The following is a 22,041-nucleotide window of genomic DNA, read 5'->3' as shown; positions in this document are numbered from 1 at the left end:
CCGCTGATACGCGAGTGCGCCACCCTGCCTTGGAGAGGGACAGGATGGCGCAAGGAGCTGCAGACGAGCGTTTTCAGGGGGAAAGAGGCAGCGCTCGCCGGTGAGGCCAGCTCCTTTTCGTCGTTCAGCCTGCCTTTCTGGCGGCATGAACTTGCGTCAGTTGCGGGCTAGCGATGGACTTGATGGCCTTGTCCATGGTGCGGACCGTGCAAATCGTGACGGCGAATGTCTGGCCGAGCTTCAGGTCGGAATGTTCGGCTTCGCAGCGATCTTCGATTTGCGCATGGATCACTTTGTACTGGGCTTTGGCGCCTTCCGGCGTGGCCGCGGCATCGCGGTCGTACGAGATGGCCATGTCGAATGTGTCACTTGAAGCGAAAGCCGGTGCGGCGATGAGTGATGCGGCGAGGGCGGCGGCGATCAGGGAGCGTTTCATGTGTATATATCCTTCTTTTTGATTTTGGAGTTCGGGGAAGTCGGCGCTGCGGGCAGCGCAGCGCCGGAGGGGAGAGAGCGGGGATGTTAGTGCGCTTCGCGGCGGGTAAGCCGGCGGCGACGACGGACAAGCAGTCCAGGCCGACCCCCACGTGTGACATCATTGGCCGGGTGGGCCATGACCGTTGCCGCACCTGTCAGGATGGCGCGAGCCATCTCAGCGGCAGGGGCAGTGGTTTCGACGTCGTTGAGACGGGGGCGGGGGGTCATTTTCTTTAGTCCTTCTTGCTTGATGTGTTTGTCTGGTGCGGACCATTCCGCCGTCGACACGATCAAGATAGGACTAGAATTATCGAAAAGCAATAATAATTTATCGAAAAAGAATAAATTGTAGCTTTTATAAGGTCTTGCGCCTCGTTGTTTTTCGATATGGAGAGGGTTTAGACGCCCTACAAGGCTTCTTGCAAGCGAATCATTCGAAAAAATCCTGGAGAAAAGGGGGTTAGGCGTGCGGAGACGCCTGGGCCCCGGCCGGGGCTGGCATCTGCAGGTCAAAAGTGAGCTGCTGAGACGCGCTTGTCTGGGGACGAGCGCGCTGTGAAGGCGGAAGCGGACGGTCAGCCGCCCATTCCGGCCGGTCAGGTTTCGCTTGCCTGTTAGGATGTGGGGCTCCCTGGCCAGCATAAATCCGGTCGCGCGCTTCCCTCGCTGCTGCCATATGGTCGACGATCCGCATGGGATAGGTCTGTCCGAGCACGATGCCGGCTCTAGCCAGCTCCGCTTTCGGTGCATCCCAGGGGGCATGGATATGCGCGGCAGAAAGGCCCGAGAGTTCCGGCACCCAGCGGCGAATGAAATCCCCGTCGCGGTCGTGATCGACGGACTGCTTGACCGGATTATAGATGCGCGGAATGCCAGTGCCCCGCACACCGGCCTGCTTTTGCGCCTGCGGATAATGGATCCCGGCTTCGAAATCCGTGAACAGCGCCGCGAGGCGTGCTGCCGGTTGATGCCAATCCATCCAGAGGTGCTGTGCGGCAAATGCCATGACCATTGCGCGCATGCGATGGTTCAGCCAGCCGGTCTCGTTGAGCGCGCGCATGCACGCATCCAAAAAGGGGAAGCCGGTACGGCCGCTGATCCAGGCCTCCAGGCGGGGATCAGCATCGCTCACCCTGTCGCGCAGGCCGTCTGCCTCGACATGAAGGTTCCGGCTGTTGAGCGTGGTCTGGTCGCTAAGTCTTTGCAGAAAATGGCAATGCCATTGCAGGCGCGACAGGAAACTGTCGAGCGACGCGGCAAAGGTGGAATCGCCGTCCAGCTGAAGTTCGGCTCGTGCCCGCATGGCGCCCTGATAGGCTTCGCGGATCGACACGGTGCCAAATGTGAAATGAGGGGAGAGGCGAGAACAGGCGCCTTCTGCCGATTGGGGGCTGTCCATGGCCGTGCGATAGCGTCGCCCGCGCGAAGCTATGAATGAACGCAGCAATTCCACCCCTTCTGCGCGTCCGCCGGGCTGACGCCCGGGGCAGGTATCCGGTTTCAGGCGAAAGTCATCGGCCTCAGGCCATTCTCCTGCCGGCACATTTGCAGGCTGTATCGCGTCGGGAGCCTTGGCCCGTGGCGCTAGCATCCAGGCTTCCCATTGCCGAAGCCAGCCATCGCCAGCTCCCTGACGGCGGCGCATGACCCCGTGCTGAGGCTGTTCGCGCAGGGCAATGCCCGCCTTGAGCGCCCAGCGCTGGACGGCGCGATCCCGGTCGAAACTCCATTGCAGGCCGATTTCCTCATGCGCATGGATCGCGGCCAGGCCGTGCCGCTTGTGAAGGTCCGCAAAAACCTGATTGGCGTCGCCGACACGAATGCATAGCGCCGATCCGCGCGCCTTCAGTGCTTCATCGAGGCTGCGAAGGCTCTCCATCACGAAATCGAACTGACGGCCGGAATGCTCCGGCAGGGCCCAGAATTCGGGCTCAAATATATACAGCGGCAACACAGGGGCGCCGCTGGCCACTGCTGCGAGGAGAGGCGCGTGATCGTGGACCCGGAGGTCCCGTTTGAACCAGATGACATGCATATTGCTTATGGAACAAATATAGAACATCCAAGCAATCACTCAAGTGTTTTCTTCATCGGGCGGATGTTTCGGCATTTTGGTAAATGGATCGTTTCGGAATCGAAACGATTTCAACTTCTGGTTCGTAGCCCAAAGTTATCCACAGGTCTTTTCTGCTACCATGGGTGCGGATGGGTTCATCTTCTCGGGGCAGGGGGAGGCGATCCGGCATGGGGAATTGCCCCAGCCGGCGCCGGATCCCGACATGGCGGAGCGCGCTGCGCTCGGCTTTGCGCAGGCTTTTCCGGGCCAGTCGGCCATGTCTGCGCTGACGCAGCCTCAGGTTCAGGTCTTCCGACGCGGCGCCATTGCGGCGGGGATTTGTGGCCTTCTGGCACCTGGCCTGCTTCTCCAGGCCCTGATGCTGGCCGGGCTCGGCTTGTTCGGTCTTATCCTCGCTTTTCGCGTATGGCTTGTCGCTACGGGCTGTTTCCTGCCATCGCGCCGCTCGCCTGTTCCGGCAGTGGATGTCCTCTTGCCGATCTATACGATCCTGATTGCCCTGAAGGATGAAGCCGGGAGTGCTGGCCAGCTTTCCAGAGCGATGCGTGGGCTCGACTATCCTGCTGACAGGCTTGATCTTAAATTGCTTATCGAGACAGGCGATGAGGCAACGCGCACAGCATTGCTGGCAGAGGCGTGGCCTCAGGGAACAGAACTGCTCGTACTGCCGACCGGTCTGCCACGCACCAAGCCGCGGGCGCTGAATTACGGTCTTGAACGGGCGCGCGGCGCCTATGTGGTCGTCTATGATGCCGAGGACCGACCAGACCCGGACCAGTTGCGGACCGCTGCGCGCGCCTTCGCGGTCGGTCCAGCGACCCTTGCCTGTGTCCAGGCGCCCCTTATTGGCGTGCCCGAGCACGGCAACTGGCTCTCGCGCCAGTGGGCGCTTGAATATGCCATCCAGTTCGGCCGTGTCCTGCCTGCGCTGGCAAATTATGGCCTGCCGATCGCGCTTGGCGGAACGAGCAACCATTTCAAACGGTCGAAACTGGTCGAGGCCGGTGGATGGGACGCGTGGAATGTAACGGAGGACGCAGACCTCGGCCTGCGGCTTGCGCGGTGTGGGGCCCGTGTGGGCGTGATTTCTCCGCCGACACTGGAAGCACCGCCAAGGCATGCCTCTGTCTGGCTGGCGCAGCGTTCACGGTGGCTGAAAGGCTTCCTTCAGACCTGGCTTGTGCTTATGCGCACGCCGTTGAGCGCGGCTCGCGAGATGGGTTGGGGTGGGTTCCTGTCGATGCAGCTGACGCTCGGCGCGGCGATCCTGTCGGCGCTGGTGCATGGACCATGGGCGCTCTGGTGTCTTGTCTGTCTGCTTGCGCCCGGCTTGCATCTCGGCACATTGGGAACGTGCCTGATGGTGGTGTCTTATATCATTGGCATTGCGACGGGACTCGCGGCGCCGCGCAGGGACGGGGCAGGGGCGATTGCGGCTGCGCTGACATCGCCAGTCTACTGGCCACTCCAGTCGATTGCCATGGCGCGCGCGCTCTATGGTCTGTGGCACCAGCCCCATTTCTGGGCCAAGACACCGCACGACGCCCCTGTGGTCTGACCGCCGCCATGACTTTTCCGCTGCGTCAGGCTTGGCGGGCGGGCTCGGGGGATTTAGGCTTCATCCAGACATAACATACCGACAATCGAGGAGCCTTCCCTATGGCCTATGACGTCACCGAAGACCTGGACGCGTTTCGCGCAGAGACGCGAGACTGGCTGGAGGCGAATTGCCCGCCCTCCATGCGCACCCCCATGAAAGACAGCGAAGTTGTCTGGGGCGGCAAGAGCGAGAAGTTCCCCAATCCGGAATCCAAGATCTGGCTGGAGCGTATGGGCGAAAAGGGCTGGACGGCCCCTGAGTGGCCAGCTGCCTATGGCGGCGGCGGTCTGACCAAGGAACAGAACCGTGTCCTTCAGGAAGAGCTGCGCCGCATCAAGGCCCGCCCGGCCTTGTTCTCGTTCGGCCTCTGGATGTTCGGCCCGGCCCTCCTGGAGTTTGGCAATGAAGAGCAGAAGAAGCGCTTCCTGCCGGACATCGTCAAAGGCAAGACACGTTGGTGCCAGGGCTATTCAGAGCCGGGCGCAGGCTCTGACCTTGCCGGCCTGCAGACGCGCTGCGAGGACAAGGGCGATCATTACCTGATCAACGGCCAGAAAGTCTGGACCTCCTATGCCGACAAGGCCGACTGGATCTTCTGCCTCGTGCGTACGGATACGAGCACGAAGCATGAAGGCATCAGCTTCATCCTGTTCGACATGAAGAGCCCTGGCGTCGAGGCGCGTCCGATTCTTCTGATTTCCGGCGAGAGCCCGTTCTGCGAAACCTTCTTCACCGATGTGAAGGTTCCAAAGGATCAGCTGGTCGGCCGGGTAAATGGCGGCTGGGAAATCGCCAAGCGCCTGCTCCAATTCGAACGCTCGTCGATTTCGGCTGGCGGCTTCGGCGGCACGGGTGGTTCGGGCATTCTCGGACCGGAAGAATATGCCAAGATCCATGTCGGCACCGATAGCGAAGGCCGGATTGCCGATGGCGACCTGCGCGGCCGCATCGCAGACCACAAGATGTATGCCAAGGCGTTCAACCTGACCGTCCAGCGCCAGACCGAGCAGGCCAAGGCCGGCCAGCAGGTAGGTCATACCGCGTCCATCCTGAAATATGGCGCCGCGAAGATGAACCAGGATCGCCACGAACTCCTGATCGAGGCGCTCGGCTCAGAGGCGCTCGGCTGGGAAGGGGAGGGCTTTGACAAGGGCGCCATGCGCGCGACCCGCGGCTGGCTGCGCTCGAAGGGCAACTCCATCGAGGGTGGCACGAGCGAGATCAACCTTAATGTCATCGCCAAGCGTGTGCTGGGCCTGAAAGACCATCAATAGGCATGGGCAGGATTGAATTCTGGTTCGAGTTCGCATCGACTTACTCGTATCCGGCGGCCATGCGGATCGAGGCTCTCGCCGATGAGGCGGGGCACGAGATCGTGTGGAAGCCGTTCCTGCTCGGACCTGTCTTCAATACCCAGCAGGGGCTGACGGATAGCCCCTTCAATGCCTTCCCGGTCAAGGGGCGCTACATGTGGCGCGATCTTGCGCGGGTCTGCGCCCGGGCGGGCTTGCCTCTGGAGACACCAGCTGCATTCCCGCAGAACGGCTTGCTGGCCGCGCGCTGCACACTGGCGCTGCCTGAGGCGTCCCGGGCTGCTTTCGTGAAGGCCGTCTATACGGCCAACTTCGCTGAAGCCGCGCTGATCTCGGATCCGGAGATTGTCAGTCGGTGCATCGTGGCAGCGGGCGAGCACCCTGAGGCCATCATGGCGCGGGCAGGCGACGAGACGATCAAGGTCGAACTGAAGGCCAATACAGAGGAAGCCATGCGCCGCGGCGTATTTGGCTCCCCCACTTTCTTTGCCGATGACGGCGAAATGTTCTGGGGCAATGACCGGTTGGAAGATGCTTTCGACTGGTTGGCCGCCCCCCTGCAAATAATGTCCATTGGAGGGACGAGATGAGCTTCGTACTGACTGAAGACCAGGAAATGCTGCGCGACACGGCGATGGCATTCGCACGTGATGAACTGCCACTGACGCATCTGCGCGCGCTGCGCGACAAGGGCGCCAATGGCCACGACCCCGAAACCCGCAAGAAACTGGCAGAGCTCGGCTTCTTCGGCGTGATCATTTCCGACGAACCGGGCGGAGAGCATTTCGGGCTTGTTGGTCTTGGCCAGATTCTCGAGGCCCAAGGGCGGACACTGGCCGCGACGCCGCTGTTGCAAACGGCGCTGATCGCGGCCTCCGCCATCCAGCTTGGCGGCAGCAAGGCCCAGCAGGCCGAATGGCTGCCGAAGATCGCTATGGGCGAGGCGACCTTCGCCCTCGCGCTCGACGAGTCCGCGCATTTTGCGCCGCTGAACGTGGCGACCGAAGCCGAGCGCAACGGCCAAGGCTATACGCTGAACGGCATGAAGCGCTTCGTGCCGGGTGGCCATGATGCCGACATGTTCATTGTGGTTGCCCGCACCTTTGGTGAAGCCGGCGACCGCCACGGCATTACGCTCTTCCTTGTGCCGCGCGACGCCAAAGGCGTTACGGTGCAGGAACTGAAGACGGTGGATTCCCATGGCGCTGCGCATGTGACGTTTGAGGATGTCATCGTGGGCGAGGGCGGGGTGCTTGGCCCGGTTGACGAAGGCGCCGACGTGCTGGAACCCGTACTGGACCGCGCGGCCATCGGCCAGGCGGCTGAAATGCTTGGCTCGTCGGCCGCTGCGTTCGAGATGACGCTCGAATATCTCCAGAGCCGCAAGCAGTTCGGCCAGCTGATCGGTTCGTTCCAGTCGCTCCAGCACCGCGCCGCCAAAATGTTCACCGAGATGGAAATGACACGCTCATGCGTCGCAGCGGCCCTCGCGGCTGTCGATGCAGGCAGCGGTGATGTGGCGGAACTGGCGAGCCTCGCCAAGGCGAAGGCGAGCGAGCTTGTACATCTCGTTTCCAATGAATGTGTCCAGATGCATGGCGGCATCGGCATGACCGATGTGGCAGACCCGGGCCTCTACATGAAGCGCGCACGCGTGCAGGAAGCCATGTATGGCGGCGCCAGCTGGCACCGTGATCGCTATGCGCGCCTCAACGGTTTCTGATCGATCTCGGAGCCAGCCATGAAAAAGCCGGGCCAGCCATGCTGCGCCCGGCTTTTATTTTTATCCGCAAGCGGAATGAAGATCAGCCTTTCAGGACCGATCCTTTTTTCAGGGCCTTGGCGATGAGGTAATACATCACGGGGCGGTGCTTGGCGCGGACGGACTTGCCGTATTTGGCAACGGCCTCAACCAGTGCGGCATCAGCCTTGGCTTCGTCGGTGACGCCGAGCTTCTTGGCGATGAAGCCTTTCTTGACGCGTGCGAGTTCGTCCTTGTCGGAAGCAGCAATCGTTGCCGTGTCGGACTTGTAGATGGTTGGGCCGGATGCTTTCACAGCGGCTTCGAGCAGCGCCATGTCAGGACGCGCTTCGCCGACCTTTTCTTTCAGGTCGGTGACGTATTTCTCCATAAGCACTTCTTTGGCAGTTGGAGCTTTTGCCGGAGCGCTGACTTTAGGCGCAGGTGCAGCCTTCTTCGCAGCGGCAGGTTTCTTGGTGGTTGGCTTGGTTGCTTTTGCCATGGGATTTTCTCCTCAATGGGCCCTGTTGTGGGCGGTTATCGATCTTACGCAGCTCAGGTCTCGAATCATTTCGACACGCGCTGGCACACTGACCTTCTTTTGAACAGCGTGCCAACCCCTTAAAGTGGTGGAATGTGAGTCGCAAACTTTGAATAATGAACGTGAGCGGATGAAAAATTAAAGATGTCTGCAAGCGTGCCTTCGCACTGCATCTCGGAACATTCCGCGCTGCACGGGATTTGTTGACGATGTCGCTTGCTTGGCCCAAGGCTCGGAAAGTCAAATAACTGCAGGGAGTTTGCCATGATGCGCTTCATTCCGCTTCTCATTGTTACGGGTCTGTTCGTGCTGAGTCTGATTGGTATGGAGGCTGCGCCATGGCTTGTTGTCTTCAGCGGGATTCTTGGCGCACTCGTGCTTCTCGGTCTTTATGATTTTTTCCAGTCACGCCACACTTTGTGGCGCAACTTCCCGATCATTGCGCACATCAGATGGATTGCTGAAGAGCTGCATCCCTTCCTTCGCTCCTACATCGTGGAGAGTGAAACCGAAGGACGTCCCTTCAACAATGAACAGCGTGCGCTGATCTATCGCCGGGCAAAGAATGTATCTTCCGTCGAACCCTTCGGCAGCCATCTGGACATCGACAAGCCACCTTATGAATAGCTGGCGCATTCGATTGCCGCGAAGCATACCGCAGACGACTCTCCGCGCATTCATGTTGGCGCACCGGGAACGAAGCAGCCTTACTCCGCCAGCGTCCTGAACATCTCGGCCATGAGCTTTGGTTCGCTCGGCGCGCATGCCATCGAGGCGCTGTCGACCGGCGCCAAGAAAGGCAACTTCTATCACGACACGGGCGAGGGCGGCGTCTCGCGCTATCACCGCGCCGGCGGCGCAGATCTCGTCTGGGAACTTGGTTCCGGTTATTTCGGTTGTCGCGCGCGTGACGGTCGGTTTGATGCGGCGCGTTTCAAGGACGTCGCGCAGGACCCGCAGATCAAGATGATCGAGATCAAGCTGAGCCAGGGCGCCAAGCCCGGTCATGGCGGCGTGCTGCCGGGCGCGAAGGTGACCGAGGAGATTGCCGAGGCGCGCGGCGTGCCTGTGGGCGAGACATGCGTGTCGCCGCCGGGGCACACGGCGTTTTCGACGCCCATCGAGATGATGGAATTTGCGGCGAGCCTACGCGAGATGTCATGCGGCAAGCCTGTGGGCATCAAGTTCTGCGTCGGCAACCGGTGGGAACTGCTCGCCATCTGCAAGGCCATGCTGGAAACCGAGATCCGGCTGGACTTCATGGTCGTCGATGGCGGGGAAGGGGGTACGGGCGCGGCGCCTGCGGAATTCCTTGATCATGTCGGCGCGCCGCTGAGGCAAGGCCTGGTGCTGGCGCGCAATGCGCTGGTCGGTACGGGACTGAAGGATGAGGTCCGTCTTGCATGCTCCGGCAAGCAGACCAGTGCGTTCGCGATTGCCTCGTCCATGGCGCTCGGGGCGGACTGGATCAACACGGCGCGCGGCTTCATGTTCTCGCTTGGGTGTATCCAGTCGCTCAACTGCCACAACAATACGTGTCCGACGGGTATTGCGACGACGGACAAGGGTCGACAACGAGGTCTCGTGATCGCGGACAAGGCTGAGCGCGTCTACAATTTCCACCGCAACACGATGAAGGCGCTTATGGAAGTCGTGGGGGCTGCAGGCCTTGAGCATCCGGCCGAACTCACACCGCGCCACATCATGCACCGCGTGACGGAAGACATCGTGCTGCCGGCGCACCGCGCCTATGATCTGCTCGACAAGAATGTGCTGATCAATGCGCCGGAAGAGACCAAGCTCGCAAATGAATGGGCGATGGCGCAGGCTGCCTCTTTCAGACCGCTGAATATATAGGATTTAACGTCTGAACCTTGGCAATTGCAGCGAACCTTGGTTTGATCCGTGTCGGATCATGAAGAGGAGGACGCACTCATGGAATCCGGAAACTCAGCTGCCTTTGCCGTTGTTGGCGTGGTATATCTGGCAGTAATTATTTTCTTTATCGTCTGCTACTGGAAGATCTGGAGCAAAGCCGGCTTCAGCGGCGCTTGGTCGCTCCTGATGCTGGTGCCGCTGGTGAACCTGATCGCCTTTGCCTATCTCGCCTTTGCGGAGTGGCCCATTCACAAGCGCATCAATCCGACAGACACGTTTAACTAGCGATGTGACGCCCCAAAGAAAAAAGCCGGCCCCGAAAGGCCGGCTTTTTATCAGGAGCCGTTGGCTTCAGACTGCAGCATCGTGTAGCGCTCGATACCGATGCGTTCGATCAGGTCGAACTGCGTCTCGAGATAATCGACATGCTCTTCCTCATTGTGGAGGATCTTGCCGAACAGGTCGCGGCTGCCATAGTCGCGCACGTTCTCGGCGTGCTCCATCGCGTCCTTGAGCGTGGGGATGGCCATCATCTCGACCTTCATGTCGCACTCGAGAATTTCCTGCACGCTTTCGCCGATATGCAGTTTGCCGAGGTCCTGAAGGTTGGGCAGACCACCCAGGAAGAGGATTCGCTCGATCAGCCAGTCGGCGTGATTCATTTCCTCGATTGATTCCTCGTACTCATGTTTGGCGAGCTTCGAGACGCCCCAGTCCTTGAGCATACGGGAATGCAGGAAATACTGGTTGATCGCCGTCAGCTCGTTCTTGAGACAGAGATTCAGGAACTCGATAACTTTGGTGTCGCCTTTCATGGGGCACTCCTGCGCAAGGTAAATGGATAGACTCGCGGGATACGGGAAGGCGCCACCAAAAGCAAGAAATTCTCGAATAAAATCAAGTTCATCTGCAAGTGAGACACAGTCTCACAGCGTGCTGAAACGCAGTCTCAAAAAGAACGGACTATTCGGCGGCGACCAGCATCGGCGCGGGGCCCTGGCGATCCATTTCCTGCGAAATGATCTCGCCGATCGAGCAGCTGCACTTGCCGCAATTGAACTTGCAGCCGTGATGCGCCTGCACGGCCCGTGGGCTGCGCGCACCGGCGCCGACCGCGGCGCGGACGCTTGAACAGTTAATGCGGTTGCAGATGCAGATGATCATGAGAACCATTTGCATGTAGATGCGAATGATTGTCAATACCAAAATACCTGACTTTGCGGACCTTAGAAAAATCGGGTGGACCGATCAAATTTCATCGATCCAGCGACCATTCTATAGATTATAATGTTTCATATAGGTAATATGTCAAACGTCCTGCCCGGTCGATATTCAGTTTTTCTCCATTCCTTACACAGGCCCCTGCTTGTCACGGTTGCCAGCGCTCTTGTCTCCCAAGCGGTCAGCATGATCGTCCTGTGGGCCTCGCCGCTGCCGAGGGATGTGGTGCTCGAAATTTACCCGGTTGCCGGCATCACCTGCGTGATTGTTGCCATCCTTGTGGCCTTTCCCATATCGTGGCGGCTGCAGCGCGAGAGAAACAGACTGGCAAAAACGGTTCACGATCTCGAATCTGCGCATATAGAACTTGATCGGCGCGCCCGAACAGACCCGCTGACCGGCATGCTCAATCGCGGCGCATTCATGAGCGATGTCGACGAAAGCCTCCTGAAGCGTATCGGGGGCGCCATGCTGATGATCGACGCAGACAACTTCAAGATTGTGAATGATACGTTTGGCCATTCAGCTGGTGATGAGGCGCTTCGTCTTGTCGCCGAAACAGTCATTGCAGGCGTGCGCATAGGGGATATTTGCGGCCGTGTTGGCGGCGAGGAATTCCTGGTCTTCGTGCAGGCAACGGACACGCTGTCCGTCGTTGCCATTGCTGAGCGCATTCTGGCTGGCGTCTTCAATCTGAATTTTGAGCCTGAAGACGGATGCCGCCATCAATTGTCGGTCAGCATTGGCGTGGCAATCAATTCGGCCGACCAGAATGCCATTGCCATGATGTCGATTGCCGACCGGAAAATGTACGAAGCCAAACGGGGCGGTCGAAACCAGATTGCGTATTCCTATGGCGATCCGCGCGCGAGCCGCGTCAGGTTGGCCTAGCGGCATCACCCGCGCGCCTATTCCAACCTTATAGGCATATCCAGCGCATCAGCGCGCGTTTGCTTGACGCTGTGGCGTGGGGCCTTTACCTCCGGCCAGCCGCAACAATCAACAATGACTGACGCTTCACATGACCGACCTCTCCATGCTCGCCCAATCTGCCAAGGCCTGGCCGTTTGAACTGGCGCGCGCGCTGAAGAAGCGGGTCGATGATCAGGTCAAGGCGGGCCAGCGCAAGGCCGATGACCCGGTCGTATTTGAGACAGGCTATGGCCCCTCGGGCCTGCCGCATATCGGCACGTTCGGGGAAGTGGTGCGCACGACCATGGTGCGCCACGCGTTCGAAGTGCTGACGGGCGGACAGATCCCGACGCGCCTGATCTGTATTTCGGACGACATGGACGGCATGCGCAAGGTTCCGCCGACCGTGCCAAACCCGGAAAGCCTTGAGCCTTACCTGCAACAGCCGCTGACCGCCGTGCCGGACCCGTTCGGCACGCACGAGTCCTATGGCGCGCACATGAATGCCCGCCTTTGCGCCTTCCTCGACCAGTTCGGCTTCCGGTACGAATTCATCTCGGCGACCGAATGCTACAAGTCCGGCCGGTTCGATCCGATGCTGCTGCGCGCGGCGGAGAAGTTCGATGAGATCATGGCCGTCATGCTGCCGACACTCGGCGCGGAGCGTCAGGCGACCTATTCACCCTTCCTGCCGATCTCGCCCAGCACAGGCCGCGTCCTCTATGTGCCGATGAAGCATGTCGATGCGGCCAAGGGCGAGATCACGTTCGAGGATGAAGACGGCACGGACGTGACGCTGCCTGTGACGGGTGGCAATGTGAAGATGCAGTGGAAACCGGATTTCGGCATGCGCTGGGCCGCGCTTGGCGTCGACTTCGAGATGTTCGGCAAGGACCACCAGGCCAATGCGCCGATCTATTCGCGCATCGCCAAAATCCTCGGCCACCGCCCGCCGGAACAATATGTCTACGAGCTGTTCCTGGACGAGAAGGGCGAGAAAATATCCAAGTCCAAGGGCAACGGTATCTCGGTCGAAGAGTGGCGCGCCTATGCGCCGGACGAGAGCCTGTCGCTGTTCCAGTTCCAGAAGCCGCGCGTGGCCAAGAAGCTCTATTTCGATGTGATCCCGAAGACGGTCGATGAATACCTGACCTTCCTCGAGAAATACCCGGACGAGGAACCAGCCCGCCAGCTGGAAAACCCGGTCTGGCACATCCATTCCGGCAATCCGCCAAAGGCCGATGTGCCCGTCAGCTTCGCGCTGCTGCTGAACCTCGTCGCCGTGGCGAACCCTGAAGACAAGAGCCAGCTCTGGGGCTTCATCTCGCGCTATGCGCCGGAAGCCTCGGCTGAGACGCACCCGCTGCTCGACAGCCTCGCAGGCTATGCGATGCGCTACTACCGCGACTTCGTGTTGCCGGCGAAAGTGTTCCGTGCACCGACCGATCAGGAACGCGCCGCAATGGTGGATCTGTCAGCGCGCCTCAAGGTCTTCGATGAAGAGCCAAATTCCGAGAACCTGCAGACCATGACCTTCGCTGTCGGCAAGGACCATGAATTCGAGAACCTGCGCGAATGGTTCAAGGCGCTCTATGAAGTGCTGCTCGGACAGGAGCAGGGGCCGCGCTTCGGCAGCTTCGCCGCGCTGTACGGTGTGGAAGAGACGGCCCGTCTGATTGATGAGGCTTTGGCGCGGGATTAAGCCCTCACCTCCCATCGCAAAGCGATGGGAGGTGAGGGCCCTTCCGGCTACTCCGCCGCGATCAGCGTCGTTTTCGCTTTCGGCATGTCGCCTGTCGGCCAGCCTTTCCAGAGGGCGGCTTCGGTTTCGCTGGCGACGGCCACGGCGGCTTCCTTCACATGGCCATAGCCGCGGATTTCGTCCGGCACTTCGGCGATGGCGACAGCGACGGCGTGGTTCTTTACCGTGAGGCCTGAGGCGAGCGTTTCCAGCGTTTCGAGATAGGTGTCGCGCAGGGCGCGCTCCATCTTGCGCTCCTCGGTGCGTCCGAAGAGGTCGAACGGTGTTTCGCGCAGGCCCTTCAGCTTGGTCAGCAGTTTGAAGCCGAGCATCATCCAGCCGCCGAAATGTTTCTTCTTCAGGTGGCCGTGACTGTCCTTTTTGGACATGATCGGCGGGGCGAGCCAGAAGCGCAGCTTGCCGCCCTTGAACTGGCTGGCGAGCTGGGCCGCGAATGAGCCATCCGTATAGAGGCGGGCAACTTCATACTCGTCCTTGTAGGCCATCAGCTTGTAGGCATAGGTTGCTGCGGCGCGGGTGAGCTTGTCACCGAGGCCTGCGGCCTCCTCAGCACTGCGGACGCGGGTGACGGCATCGCGATAGGCCTGCGCATAGGCGGCATTCTGATAGGCCGTCAGACGCTTGGCGCGGTCGTCGATCAGCTCGTCCAGCGTTTTCGGCTCAAGGTGGCCACGCGGGTCGTGTTGCTGGGCGAGGCGCTCCGGCGCGGCAGCGGCGATGCGGCCGATATTGAACGCGGCCATATTGTCATCGACCTTGGTGCCGTTGAGGCGGATCGCGCGATAAAGCCCGCGCAGCGAGACGGGCACGGCGCCTTTCTGCCAGCTGTAACCGACCATGATCATGTTGGTGTAGATCGCGTCGTGGAGGTAGCCGACGGCGAGCGCTTCGGCATCAAAGGCGCCGAAGTCACGCGCCTGCCGCTTCACGCGGCCTGCCAGCAGGTCGCTTTCGAAACGCTTCGAGCGGTTACGGATGAACTCGCTGGTCGGCGTGACATCAGAGTTGGCATAGGCCGCCGTACGCGTCGGATCCATCAGCAGGAGGGCGTCGCCGCCCGCCGCCACGACAAGGTCACAGGCGATGATGAGGTCGGCACTGGCAGGCGGCACGCGGCCCGTAGAGATGTCTTCAGGCTCACGCGCAAAACGGATGTGCGAGAGGACCGGGCCGCCCTTCTGGGCAAGGCCCGTCATGTCGAGCGAGGAGGCGGCATTGCCGTCCACATGCGCGGCCATGGCGAGCACGGCAGCGACGGTGGTGACGCCTGTGCCGCCCACGCCGGTGAACAGCACGTTCCAGGGCGCAGCGAGGCTCGGCGTCTCGGGGAGGGGAAGGTTCGAGGCATCGAACTCACGGCGCACTTCGCCGGTCCATGCCGGTTCGCCATCCTTGACGGTGACGAAGCTCGGGCAGAAGCCGGTGAGGCAGGAGAGGTCTGTATTGCACGATGACTGGTTGATGCGGCGCTTGCGGCCAAGCTCGGTCTCGACAGGCTCCACGGAGAGACAGTTGGACTTGATCGAACAGTCGCCGCAGCCTTCGCAGACTTCGGTATTGATGATCACGCGCACGCGGTCGGGCGCGATGATGCCGCGCTTGGAGCGGCGGCGTTTCTCGGTGGCGCACATCTGGTCATAGATCATGACCGAGACGCCGGGCGTGGCGCGCAGCATGACCTGCACGTCTTCAAGGTCTTCGCGGTCGAAGATCTTCACGCTGCGGGGCAGGTTTTTGACGCCTGCATAGCGGGTCGGGTCTTCGGTGACGATGACGATGGTTTTCACGCCTTCGGCTTCGACCTGCTGGGCGATCTGGGCGGGCGTCTGGCCGGACTCCACGTGCTGACCGCCGGTCATGGCAACTGCGTCATTGTAGAGGATCTTGTAGGTCATCTTGGCGCCGGAGGTGACAGCGGCACGAATGGCGAGACTGCCGGAGTGCGAATAGGTGCCGTCGCCGAGATTGACGAAGACATGATCTTCATCAGTCGCCCAGTGCTGGCCGACCCAGGCGATGCCTTCGCCGCCCATCTGGCTGGTCATGTCCGTCTTCCGGTCAGGCATGAAGTTCGCCATGTAATGGCAGCCGATACCGGCAAGGGCGCGTGAGCCTTCGGGCACGGTTGTGGATGTGTTGTGGGGGCAGCCGGAGCAGAAGTGCGGACTGCGGACGGTTTCCGAGGCATTGCCGCGTGCGGCTTCGCCAGCGCGGCCAACCCGGTCGAAATAGGCATCGGCGCGGGCCGTGTCCCATCCGGCGGGGATGATCTTCATCAGGGCGTGCGCCATTTCCGGGATGGAGATGGAGGCGACGTCCGAGAGCAGGGGCTCGCCATTGGCGGCGCGCTTGCCTTCGATCCGGGGGCGTTGGGAATCCGGGAGGTCGTAAAGCGCAGCCTTCAGCTGTTCTTCGATCAGGGGGCGCTTGTGTTCGATGACGACGACACGCTCAAGGCCGGCGCAGAATTCGCGCACGCCTTCCGGCTCAAGCGGCCAGGGCATGGCCACCTTGTAGACCGTGAGGCCGAGACGGCCAGCTTCTTCGGGCGAAAGGCCGATGGCGGCGAGCGCCTCGAACACGTCGCGGGCGGCCTGTCCGGTGACGATGACACCGATGCGCGGCTTGGGGGAGGGGATGACAACATGGTCAAGCCGGTTGGCGCGGACATAGGCCTGCGCGGCTGGCAACTTGAAGTGGCGCAGGCGCGCTTCCTTGTCGAGCGGCGTGTCGCCGCGCCGCATGTGGACGCCCGCCTCGGGCATGTGGAAGCCGGGCTCGGCAAAGGCGAAACGGTCGAGGCTGACATTGACGACAGAGCCTGAGTCCATCGTGTCGGCGAGGGCGACGAGGCCAGTCCAGGCGCCGCTAAAGCGGCTCATGTTCCAGCCGTGGATGCCATAGTCGAGCACGTCCTGGATCGAGGCGGGATTGAGCACCGGGATCTCGGCATCCGCCATGGCGAATTCGGACTGCGAGGGCAGGGTCGAGGATTTGCAATTATGGTCGTCACCGATGATGGCGAGCACGCCGCCAAGGGCCGAAGTGCCGGCGGCATTGGCGTGCTTGAACACGTCGCCTGTGCGGTCCACGCCGGGGGCCTTGCCGTACCAGATGCCGAAGAGGCCGTCATAGCGCGCGCCGGGGAAGAGGCCGAGCTGCTGGCTGCCCCAGACAGCCGTGGCACCGAGATCCTCGTTGAGGCCTTCCCAGAACTGGATGTTGTGGCTGTCGAGCAGGGGCTGGACGGCGCGCAATTGCTGGTCATAGCCGCCGAGCGGCGACCCGCGATAACCCGAGATGAAGCCGGCCGTGTTGTGGCCACTGCCAATATCGAGGCGTTTGCGGTCAAGCGGCAGGCGCACGAGCGCCTGAATGCCCGTCATGAAAGCGTTGCCCTCGACAAGCTCGTATTTGTCGTCCAGCGTGACTTCACGGTGTTTCATGGATTTCATCCCTGAATATCTATTGGGTATATTATTGGGCAATTTTAGTGAAATTGCTTGCCTATCTTGCGCCATTCCTGTTAGTTAGGGGTATATTATGCCTCAAACTCTGGAGTACGCAGCAAATTGGCCCAAGACCTAGACACGATCGACGCACGCATCCTTGATATCATCCAACGCGACGCGAGCCTGTCAGTTGCAGAGATAGCGGATCGCGTGGGACTTTCGTCTTCGCCCTGCTGGCGCCGTATCAAGCGCATGGAAGAAGCGGGTTTCATTACGGGGCGCGTCACGCTGCTGGATAATTTCGCGCTTGGCCTCAATTTTGAAGTGATGGCGAGCGTCAAACTGGCGCTGCCGAGCCGGGCAAATCTCGAGGCGTTCGAATCCATCGTGCAGGATTGGTCCGAAGTGATCGAGTGCATGACGGTGACAGGCGCGGTCGATTACATGATCCATGTCGTGACGACGGACATGCACGCCTATGATAATTTCCTCCGTGACAAACTGCTGGGATCGGCGCTTGTTTCGGATGTGCAGTCGCGGATCGTTGTCCGCGTGTCGAAACGCACGACGGCCCTGCCGCTCGGCCTTGTCAGCGACAAGCTGAAATCCTCCTGAGGGGTCAGGCCTCCGCCAGAACTCTAACAGATGTTACGTGTCCGTCGGATTGGTTGAGGAAGCGCGCCGCGCCGCCCGGCCATGTCTGCAACCGTGTGCGCATCATGCCGGAGGCGGGTTCGCCGCCGAATAGGGGTTCGGGTTCGAAGCAGAGCCAGGCGAGGGGCGCTTCGGGCGTGGCGGCGGCGCCGGCGGTGTCGATGAAGGCGCGGATACGCTCGCGGGTTTCCGGCGGCGGATAGATCAGGAAGACCGAGTGATAGATGACCGTCAGCCCCTCCGGGCGGCGTTGGCTGAGCTGTGTTTCCAGCCAGTCGGCGGCGTCGGCCTTGTCGACCTTGAGGCCGGTTTTGCGGGCGAGGGCGATGGCGCCATCGAGCCGCGCGAGGCGGGCAGGCTGGTCGGCCCAGACATAGGATTTGAGCTGCAGGGCCTCTGCGTCGTCCGTAATGTCGAGCGGGTTCAGGTCGCAGGCGGCGCGGCTGCGGATCGTGGGAGAGGCGCCAAGGTGCGCGGGCGCCGGGCCGGTCCATTCTGTTGATATGACGACGTCTGACGGGCCGGGGCGCTGCCAGTTGGCTGTCCGATAGGCGTAATGGTCCCAGTTCTGGTTGAGGCCCGCGCTGGCGCCGAGTTCGAGCAGGTCCATCGGCCTATCATGCCGGGCGGCGAGATCGAGGAAACCGGGCAGGAGGGCGATGCAGCGGCGCGTCTCATTGGTCTGCGGCGCGGACTGGAGAAAGGCGCGGACCGTGTCGCCCTTTGTCTTCAGATAGGCTTCCACGACAGGCCAGACCGTTGCCATGGTCCAGCCGGGGTTATGCGCGGGATAGATAGCGGAGAGGGCCGGGGCCGAGCCATTGAGCGCGGCATGGTGGAGGGCGCCCACAAGGCGGAGTCCAAGGGCATCCCTGCGGGGGTTCCCGGACCATTCCGAGACCAGTGCATGGGTAATCCCGGTGGCTTTGAAGTCCCTTGCGAGGGCAATCAGGAGCTGGGCCGTGAAGGGCGAGCCGAGATCGCGGCACCAGCCCGCCTGTTCGTGAAAATGGGAGACGATCCGGTCCGGCATCATGCGGTGGCCGAGGCGTGGAGGGCGGGGCGGTAGCCATTGGCGAGGGCGGCGCAGGTGGTGGCCGGTGTCAGGCGCCGGGCGCTGGCGGGTAGGGCAGCCGGGGCGCCATAACCACTGAAGGACCATGGGCGGGCATGGGTGCCTTGCTTCAGATAGGCCGTGTCGCCGACGGCAAAGAAGGCGCCATCGGGGAGGCTGGCGGGCGAGATGGTTTCGCGGGCTGTCTCGCCCTTCAGGACGGACTGGACTTCGTCGGCGATGCGGGCGTCCAGATCACCCACACGGACGGGGGCGGGGAGGCCGGTGGCATCGCGGAAGGCCTTGGCGGCGTCGCGGCGGCATTCGAAGCAGGGGCGGTGACCGGCGGCGAGGGCGGTGGCCTCGTCGAGGAAGAAAAGCTCGGTATAGAGACCGGGCTGCATGAGAGGGCGCTTGCGGCCCTTGAACTCAAGCTGGCAGATGATCCATTGGCGCGTCGCCCAGTGGCGCGGTTTCAGCGTCTGGTCCGGCCGGTGGAAACAGCCGCCGCGATTGCCCATGAAGGCGCCGCGCGCGGGATCGACATGGAGCTGGCCGAACGGGTCGACGCGGTTCTGCAGTGGCATGGTTTTCCCCCTGATAAGCAAAAGCCCGGACTGTGCGTTGGCACGGCCCGGGCTTCCAACTGGCTTTGAGGCCGGTCTGGACTAGTAGCGCTCGACAGCCATGGCGATACCTTCGCCGCCGCCGATGCAGAGCGAAGCCATGCCCTTCTTGACGCCGCGATCTTCCATCGCTGCGAGCAGCGTGATGATGACGCGGGCGCCGGAAGCGCCGATCGGGTGGCCCATGGCGCAGGCGCCGCCGTTCACGTTCAGCTTGTCATGGCTGATGCCGAGTTCCTTCATGGCGATCATAGGCACGACCGCGAAGGCTTCATTGACTTCCCAGAGGTCGACATCCTCGATTTTCCAACCGGCTTTTTCAAGGGCCTTCTTCATGGCCGGCACAGGCGCGGTGGTGAAGTATTCCGGCTCATGGGCGTGGCTGGACGAAGCGACGATCTTGGCGATTGGCGTGAGGCCACGCTTCTTGGCTTCGGATTCGCGCATCAGCACCATGGCTGCGGCGCCGTCGGAAATGCCCGAAGCGTTGGCCGCCGTGACCGTGCCGTCTTTCGAGAAGGCGGGCTTCAGGGTCGGGATCTTGTCCGGCATGGCGGTACGGGGCAGTTCGTCAGAGTCGACAATCGTGTCGCCCTTGCGGCCCTTCACGGTGACGGGTGCGATCTCGCGCTTGAACTTGCCGTTCTTGGTGGCGTTCTGGGCGCGGTTGAGCGTTTCGAGGGCGTAGGCGTCCTGCTGCTCGCGGGTGAACTGGTATTCGCCGGCGATCTTGTCAGCGAAGAGGCCCATCGGGCCGTGGCTGTAGGCATCGGACAGGCCGTCGAGAGCCATATGGTCCTCAGAGCTCATCGCGCCATATTTGTGGCCCTTGCGGACGTTCAGCAGGTGGGGCGCATTGGTCATGGATTCCATGCCGCCGACGATGACGATATTGGCGTCGCCCGAGAGGATGGCCTGACGGCCCATGACGGTGGCCTGCATGCCGGAGCCGCACATCTTGTTGATCGTGACGGCTTCGAGGCCCTTGTCTTCACCGGCCTTGAAACCGGCCTGACGGGCAGGGGCCTGGCCCTGGCCAGCGGGAAGGCAGTTGCCCATGATGATTTCGTTTGCTTCGCCCGGCTGGAGCTTGGCTTCGGCAACAGCGGCTTTCACAGCGATGGCGCCGAGCTCGTTGGCGGAGAAGCTGGCGAGGTCGCCCAGCAGGCCGCCCATTGGAGTGCGGGCCATACCAACGATGACGACGGGATCTTGTTCAGACATTCAGGGTTCCTTCCAGTACGCATTTTCTTGCAGTTGCGAACGTATAGGCGCCCTGACGCGGCGGTCGTCAAGACCGGGCGGGGATCACGGTCTCTCGTGGCACGAAAACCGTGTTCTTTTCGATTTGGTCCGGCGCAAGCTCGGCCAGATCGGAAATCCGGCGCGGAATATAGTCTCTGTCCGTCAGGAAAGTGACGAGTTCGGTGCGCGTGGCGCCGAAACGGGCTTCGCGGTCGTCGATCTCGCAGAGGATGGACGGGCGATAGGCATCTATCGTGGCCGCCGCGCCACGCAGGACGGCCAGTTCGCCGCCTTCCACGTCGATCTTGATGAAGGAGACAGGCCCTGCGACGATGCGCGCCATCAGGGCATCAAGCGTGGTGAGGCTGACCAGCTCCTTCTTGACGTCGAACCGCCCGGCAAAATCTGCCGCATCGCCGATATGAGCGAGGCCAATGCCGACATTGCCCTTGGCCTTGATCGGCACCGAGAGCACCGCCAGGCCGTGCGTATCGCCGAGGGCGACGGGCACGACGAGGATATTGGACGCTTTCTTGAAAAAGCCCGCCATGGTGAGCACGGAGCGCGGCATGGATTGCGGCTCGACCGCAATGACCAGGCCGCCTTTTGAGAGCTGGGACAGGCGACGCGAGAAATCGCCCACATTGGCGCCGATATCGATCGTGGTGCTGCCCGGCGGGATCAGGCATTGCAGCATGCCCAGCTCGCAGGCGCCGTCATTCATTTCAGCGCGCGAGCGCATGAAGGTTGCCTTGAAAAGCTTTTCCAGCGCCGTCTTGCGATAGCCGAGAAGGAGCGCGTTGGACGGAGTGATCATGGGGCGCCTGAAAAGTGATTTGCGCCACCATGTCGCTCAAAGATCACGCTAGCAATCAAAAATTGCATCGGATTTCGTGAAATAATTGTAGGAAGGCTCTGCAATATTTTATGCAGAACACGGGTGTCCGCAGCCTTCGGGGGAAGGCGCGGCGGGGGCTTTGCGTATATTTCCGACGATGCCTGTGAAGGCGGGCATCCAGGGACGAAACGTGCGATGGCGGGCGTGGCAGGACACCGTCCATGGACCCCTGCCTGCGCAGGGGTCAGCGGCCAATATCAGGATGTGTCAGGAGGGGGAGGCGCGGGGCATGTGAGTGCACGAATAATGCACGTAAAAAGCCCGAGGGTTGAACGAACATATGTGCATGCGGGCGGAGGTGGCGCCATGGCCAGCCTGTCCAGCGCCGTGACGGCGGGAACGGGGCATTGCCAAGTAGACGGCGCACGCGGCGCATCGGCCATATAGACGACGCGCAGGCGGCCCGTGGCATAGCAGACATGCACCATCAGTTCGCGGCGATGGCGCATCTGGGCGCGCTTGATGAGCATCAGCTGCACCCACACGAAAGGCCGCATCCAGATGGGAAAGCAGGCAAGCAGGGCAGAGATTTCAGCGCGGGTCATGGGGGGAGTATAGGCGCGCGGGCCGGGGGTGGGGAGAAGAGGGGC

Annotated in this window: 22 protein-coding genes; 10 read left to right on the top strand and 12 right to left on the bottom strand. The window is 61.5% G+C overall.

All coding sequences use genetic code 11. The features are described from left to right. Window positions 1-124: 124 nt before the first annotated feature. The 3 genes from HOC_RS09775 to HOC_RS09765 form a co-directional block, all read right to left on the bottom strand. On the bottom strand, window positions 125-436 hold the full coding sequence (locus tag HOC_RS09775; protein WP_035538005.1) for a UrcA family protein: 312 nt from the start codon (window positions 434-436) through the stop codon (window positions 125-127). Window positions 437-522: 86 nt separating this feature from the next. After that, window positions 523-705 carry a hypothetical protein gene (locus HOC_RS22145; protein ID WP_156950445.1) on the bottom strand — a complete coding sequence of 61 codons (183 nt, stop codon included), beginning with the start codon at window positions 703-705 and terminating at the stop codon, window positions 523-525. Window positions 706-937: 232 nt separating this feature from the next. Next, window positions 938-2,512 carry an FAD-binding domain-containing protein gene (locus HOC_RS09765; RefSeq protein ID WP_241766970.1) on the bottom strand — a complete coding sequence of 525 codons (1,575 nt, stop codon included), beginning with the start codon at window positions 2,510-2,512 and terminating at the stop codon, window positions 938-940. Window positions 2,513-2,756: 244 nt separating this feature from the next. On the opposite strand from HOC_RS09765, the gene HOC_RS09760 reads away from it, so the two are divergent. The 4 genes from HOC_RS09760 to HOC_RS09745 all read left to right on the top strand — a co-directional run bounded on the left by HOC_RS09760 (window position 2,757) and on the right by HOC_RS09745 (window position 7,190). Further along, entirely contained in the window at window positions 2,757-4,112 is a 1,356-nt protein-coding gene (locus HOC_RS09760; protein WP_162174822.1) for a glycosyltransferase family 2 protein, read from the top strand. Between the two features lie 101 nt (window positions 4,113-4,213). Further along, a complete protein-coding gene (locus HOC_RS09755; protein WP_035537999.1) occupies window positions 4,214-5,428 on the top strand; it encodes an acyl-CoA dehydrogenase family protein in 1,215 nt (404 codons plus the stop codon). Window positions 5,429-5,430: 2 nt separating this feature from the next. Further along, window positions 5,431-6,057: a 2-hydroxychromene-2-carboxylate isomerase gene (locus HOC_RS09750; RefSeq protein WP_051624705.1), complete on the top strand. Its 627-nt coding sequence runs from the start codon at window positions 5,431-5,433 to the stop codon at window positions 6,055-6,057. Then, window positions 6,054-7,190 carry an acyl-CoA dehydrogenase family protein gene (locus HOC_RS09745; protein ID WP_035537997.1) on the top strand — a complete coding sequence of 379 codons (1,137 nt, stop codon included), beginning with the start codon at window positions 6,054-6,056 and terminating at the stop codon, window positions 7,188-7,190. The genes HOC_RS09750 and HOC_RS09745 overlap by 4 nt, the downstream gene beginning before the upstream one ends. Before the next feature lie 82 nt (window positions 7,191-7,272). Here the strand turns inward: HOC_RS09745 and HOC_RS09740 are convergent, their stop codons facing one another. Next, window positions 7,273-7,710 (bottom strand): DUF2853 family protein, encoded by a 438-nt coding sequence (locus HOC_RS09740; RefSeq protein ID WP_084146241.1) that lies wholly within the window; start codon window positions 7,708-7,710, stop codon window positions 7,273-7,275. A gap of 303 nt (window positions 7,711-8,013) precedes the next feature. Here HOC_RS09740 and HOC_RS22685 point away from each other — a divergent pair, with 303 nt between their 5' ends. The 3 genes from HOC_RS22685 to HOC_RS09730 all read left to right on the top strand — a co-directional run bounded on the left by HOC_RS22685 (window position 8,014) and on the right by HOC_RS09730 (window position 9,912). Further along, window positions 8,014-8,376, top strand: coding sequence for a hypothetical protein (locus HOC_RS22685; protein ID WP_241766967.1), 363 nt, complete (start codon window positions 8,014-8,016; stop codon window positions 8,374-8,376). Further along, on the top strand, window positions 8,377-9,606 hold the full coding sequence (locus HOC_RS09735) for an FMN-binding glutamate synthase family protein (RefSeq protein WP_338390453.1): 1,230 nt from the start codon (window positions 8,377-8,379) through the stop codon (window positions 9,604-9,606). It abuts the gene before it with no gap. 78 nt (window positions 9,607-9,684) lie between these two features. Next, entirely contained in the window at window positions 9,685-9,912 is a 228-nt protein-coding gene (locus HOC_RS09730; RefSeq protein ID WP_035537996.1) for a DUF805 domain-containing protein, read from the top strand. A gap of 50 nt (window positions 9,913-9,962) precedes the next feature. On the opposite strand, the gene bfr is transcribed toward HOC_RS09730, so the two are convergent. Both bfr and HOC_RS09720 read right to left on the bottom strand, forming a co-directional pair. Further along, on the bottom strand, window positions 9,963-10,442 hold the full coding sequence (gene bfr / locus HOC_RS09725; protein ID WP_034741232.1) for a bacterioferritin: 480 nt from the start codon (window positions 10,440-10,442) through the stop codon (window positions 9,963-9,965). A 148-nt stretch (window positions 10,443-10,590) separates the two neighbouring features. Then, a complete protein-coding gene (locus HOC_RS09720) occupies window positions 10,591-10,791 on the bottom strand; it encodes a (2Fe-2S)-binding protein (protein WP_035538120.1) in 201 nt (66 codons plus the stop codon). A 243-nt stretch (window positions 10,792-11,034) separates the two neighbouring features. Here HOC_RS09720 and HOC_RS09715 point away from each other — a divergent pair, with 243 nt between their 5' ends. After that, window positions 11,035-11,739 (top strand): GGDEF domain-containing protein, encoded by a 705-nt coding sequence (locus tag HOC_RS09715; protein WP_051624703.1) that lies wholly within the window; start codon window positions 11,035-11,037, stop codon window positions 11,737-11,739. Between the two features lie 130 nt (window positions 11,740-11,869). Next, entirely contained in the window at window positions 11,870-13,462 is a 1,593-nt protein-coding gene (locus HOC_RS09710) for a lysine--tRNA ligase (RefSeq protein WP_035537994.1), read from the top strand. Between the two features lie 47 nt (window positions 13,463-13,509). On the opposite strand, the gene HOC_RS09705 is transcribed toward HOC_RS09710, so the two are convergent. Continuing rightward, window positions 13,510-16,968, bottom strand: coding sequence for an indolepyruvate ferredoxin oxidoreductase family protein (locus tag HOC_RS09705; RefSeq protein ID WP_035537993.1), 3,459 nt, complete (start codon window positions 16,966-16,968; stop codon window positions 13,510-13,512). Window positions 16,969-17,094: 126 nt separating this feature from the next. Between HOC_RS09705 and HOC_RS09700 the strand changes: the two genes are divergently transcribed. Beyond that, entirely contained in the window at window positions 17,095-17,589 is a 495-nt protein-coding gene (locus tag HOC_RS09700; protein ID WP_035537991.1) for an Lrp/AsnC family transcriptional regulator, read from the top strand. 4 nt (window positions 17,590-17,593) lie between these two features. Here HOC_RS09700 and HOC_RS09695 read toward each other — a convergent pair whose 3' ends face one another. The 5 genes from HOC_RS09695 to HOC_RS09675 form a co-directional block, all read right to left on the bottom strand. Next, complete coding sequence (locus tag HOC_RS09695) at window positions 17,594-18,664, bottom strand: DUF2332 domain-containing protein (protein WP_051624701.1); 1,071 nt, start codon at window positions 18,662-18,664, stop codon at window positions 17,594-17,596. Then, the gene (locus HOC_RS09690; RefSeq protein WP_035537989.1) at window positions 18,661-19,269 is read right to left on the bottom strand and encodes a hypothetical protein; all 609 of its coding nucleotides are present in this window, start codon (window positions 19,267-19,269) and stop codon (window positions 18,661-18,663) included. Before HOC_RS09690 ends, HOC_RS09695 begins: the two co-directional genes overlap by 4 nt. 81 nt (window positions 19,270-19,350) lie before the next feature. Beyond that, window positions 19,351-20,532 carry a thiolase family protein gene (locus HOC_RS09685; protein ID WP_035537987.1) on the bottom strand — a complete coding sequence of 394 codons (1,182 nt, stop codon included), beginning with the start codon at window positions 20,530-20,532 and terminating at the stop codon, window positions 19,351-19,353. A 67-nt stretch (window positions 20,533-20,599) separates the two neighbouring features. Next, the gene (locus tag HOC_RS09680; protein ID WP_035537986.1) at window positions 20,600-21,370 is read right to left on the bottom strand and encodes an FkbM family methyltransferase; all 771 of its coding nucleotides are present in this window, start codon (window positions 21,368-21,370) and stop codon (window positions 20,600-20,602) included. Between the two features lie 278 nt (window positions 21,371-21,648). After that, a partial coding sequence (locus tag HOC_RS09675) for a hypothetical protein (RefSeq protein ID WP_035537985.1) occupies window positions 21,649-22,041 on the bottom strand: 393 nt, incomplete at its 5' end.

This window comes from Hyphomonas oceanitis SCH89 (genome assembly GCF_000685295.1).
GTDB classification, from domain to species: Bacteria; Pseudomonadota; Alphaproteobacteria; order Caulobacterales; family Hyphomonadaceae; genus Hyphomonas; species Hyphomonas oceanitis.
Note: the sequence above shows the minus strand (reverse complement) of the source record. Positions and strands in the feature narration are given on the sequence as shown.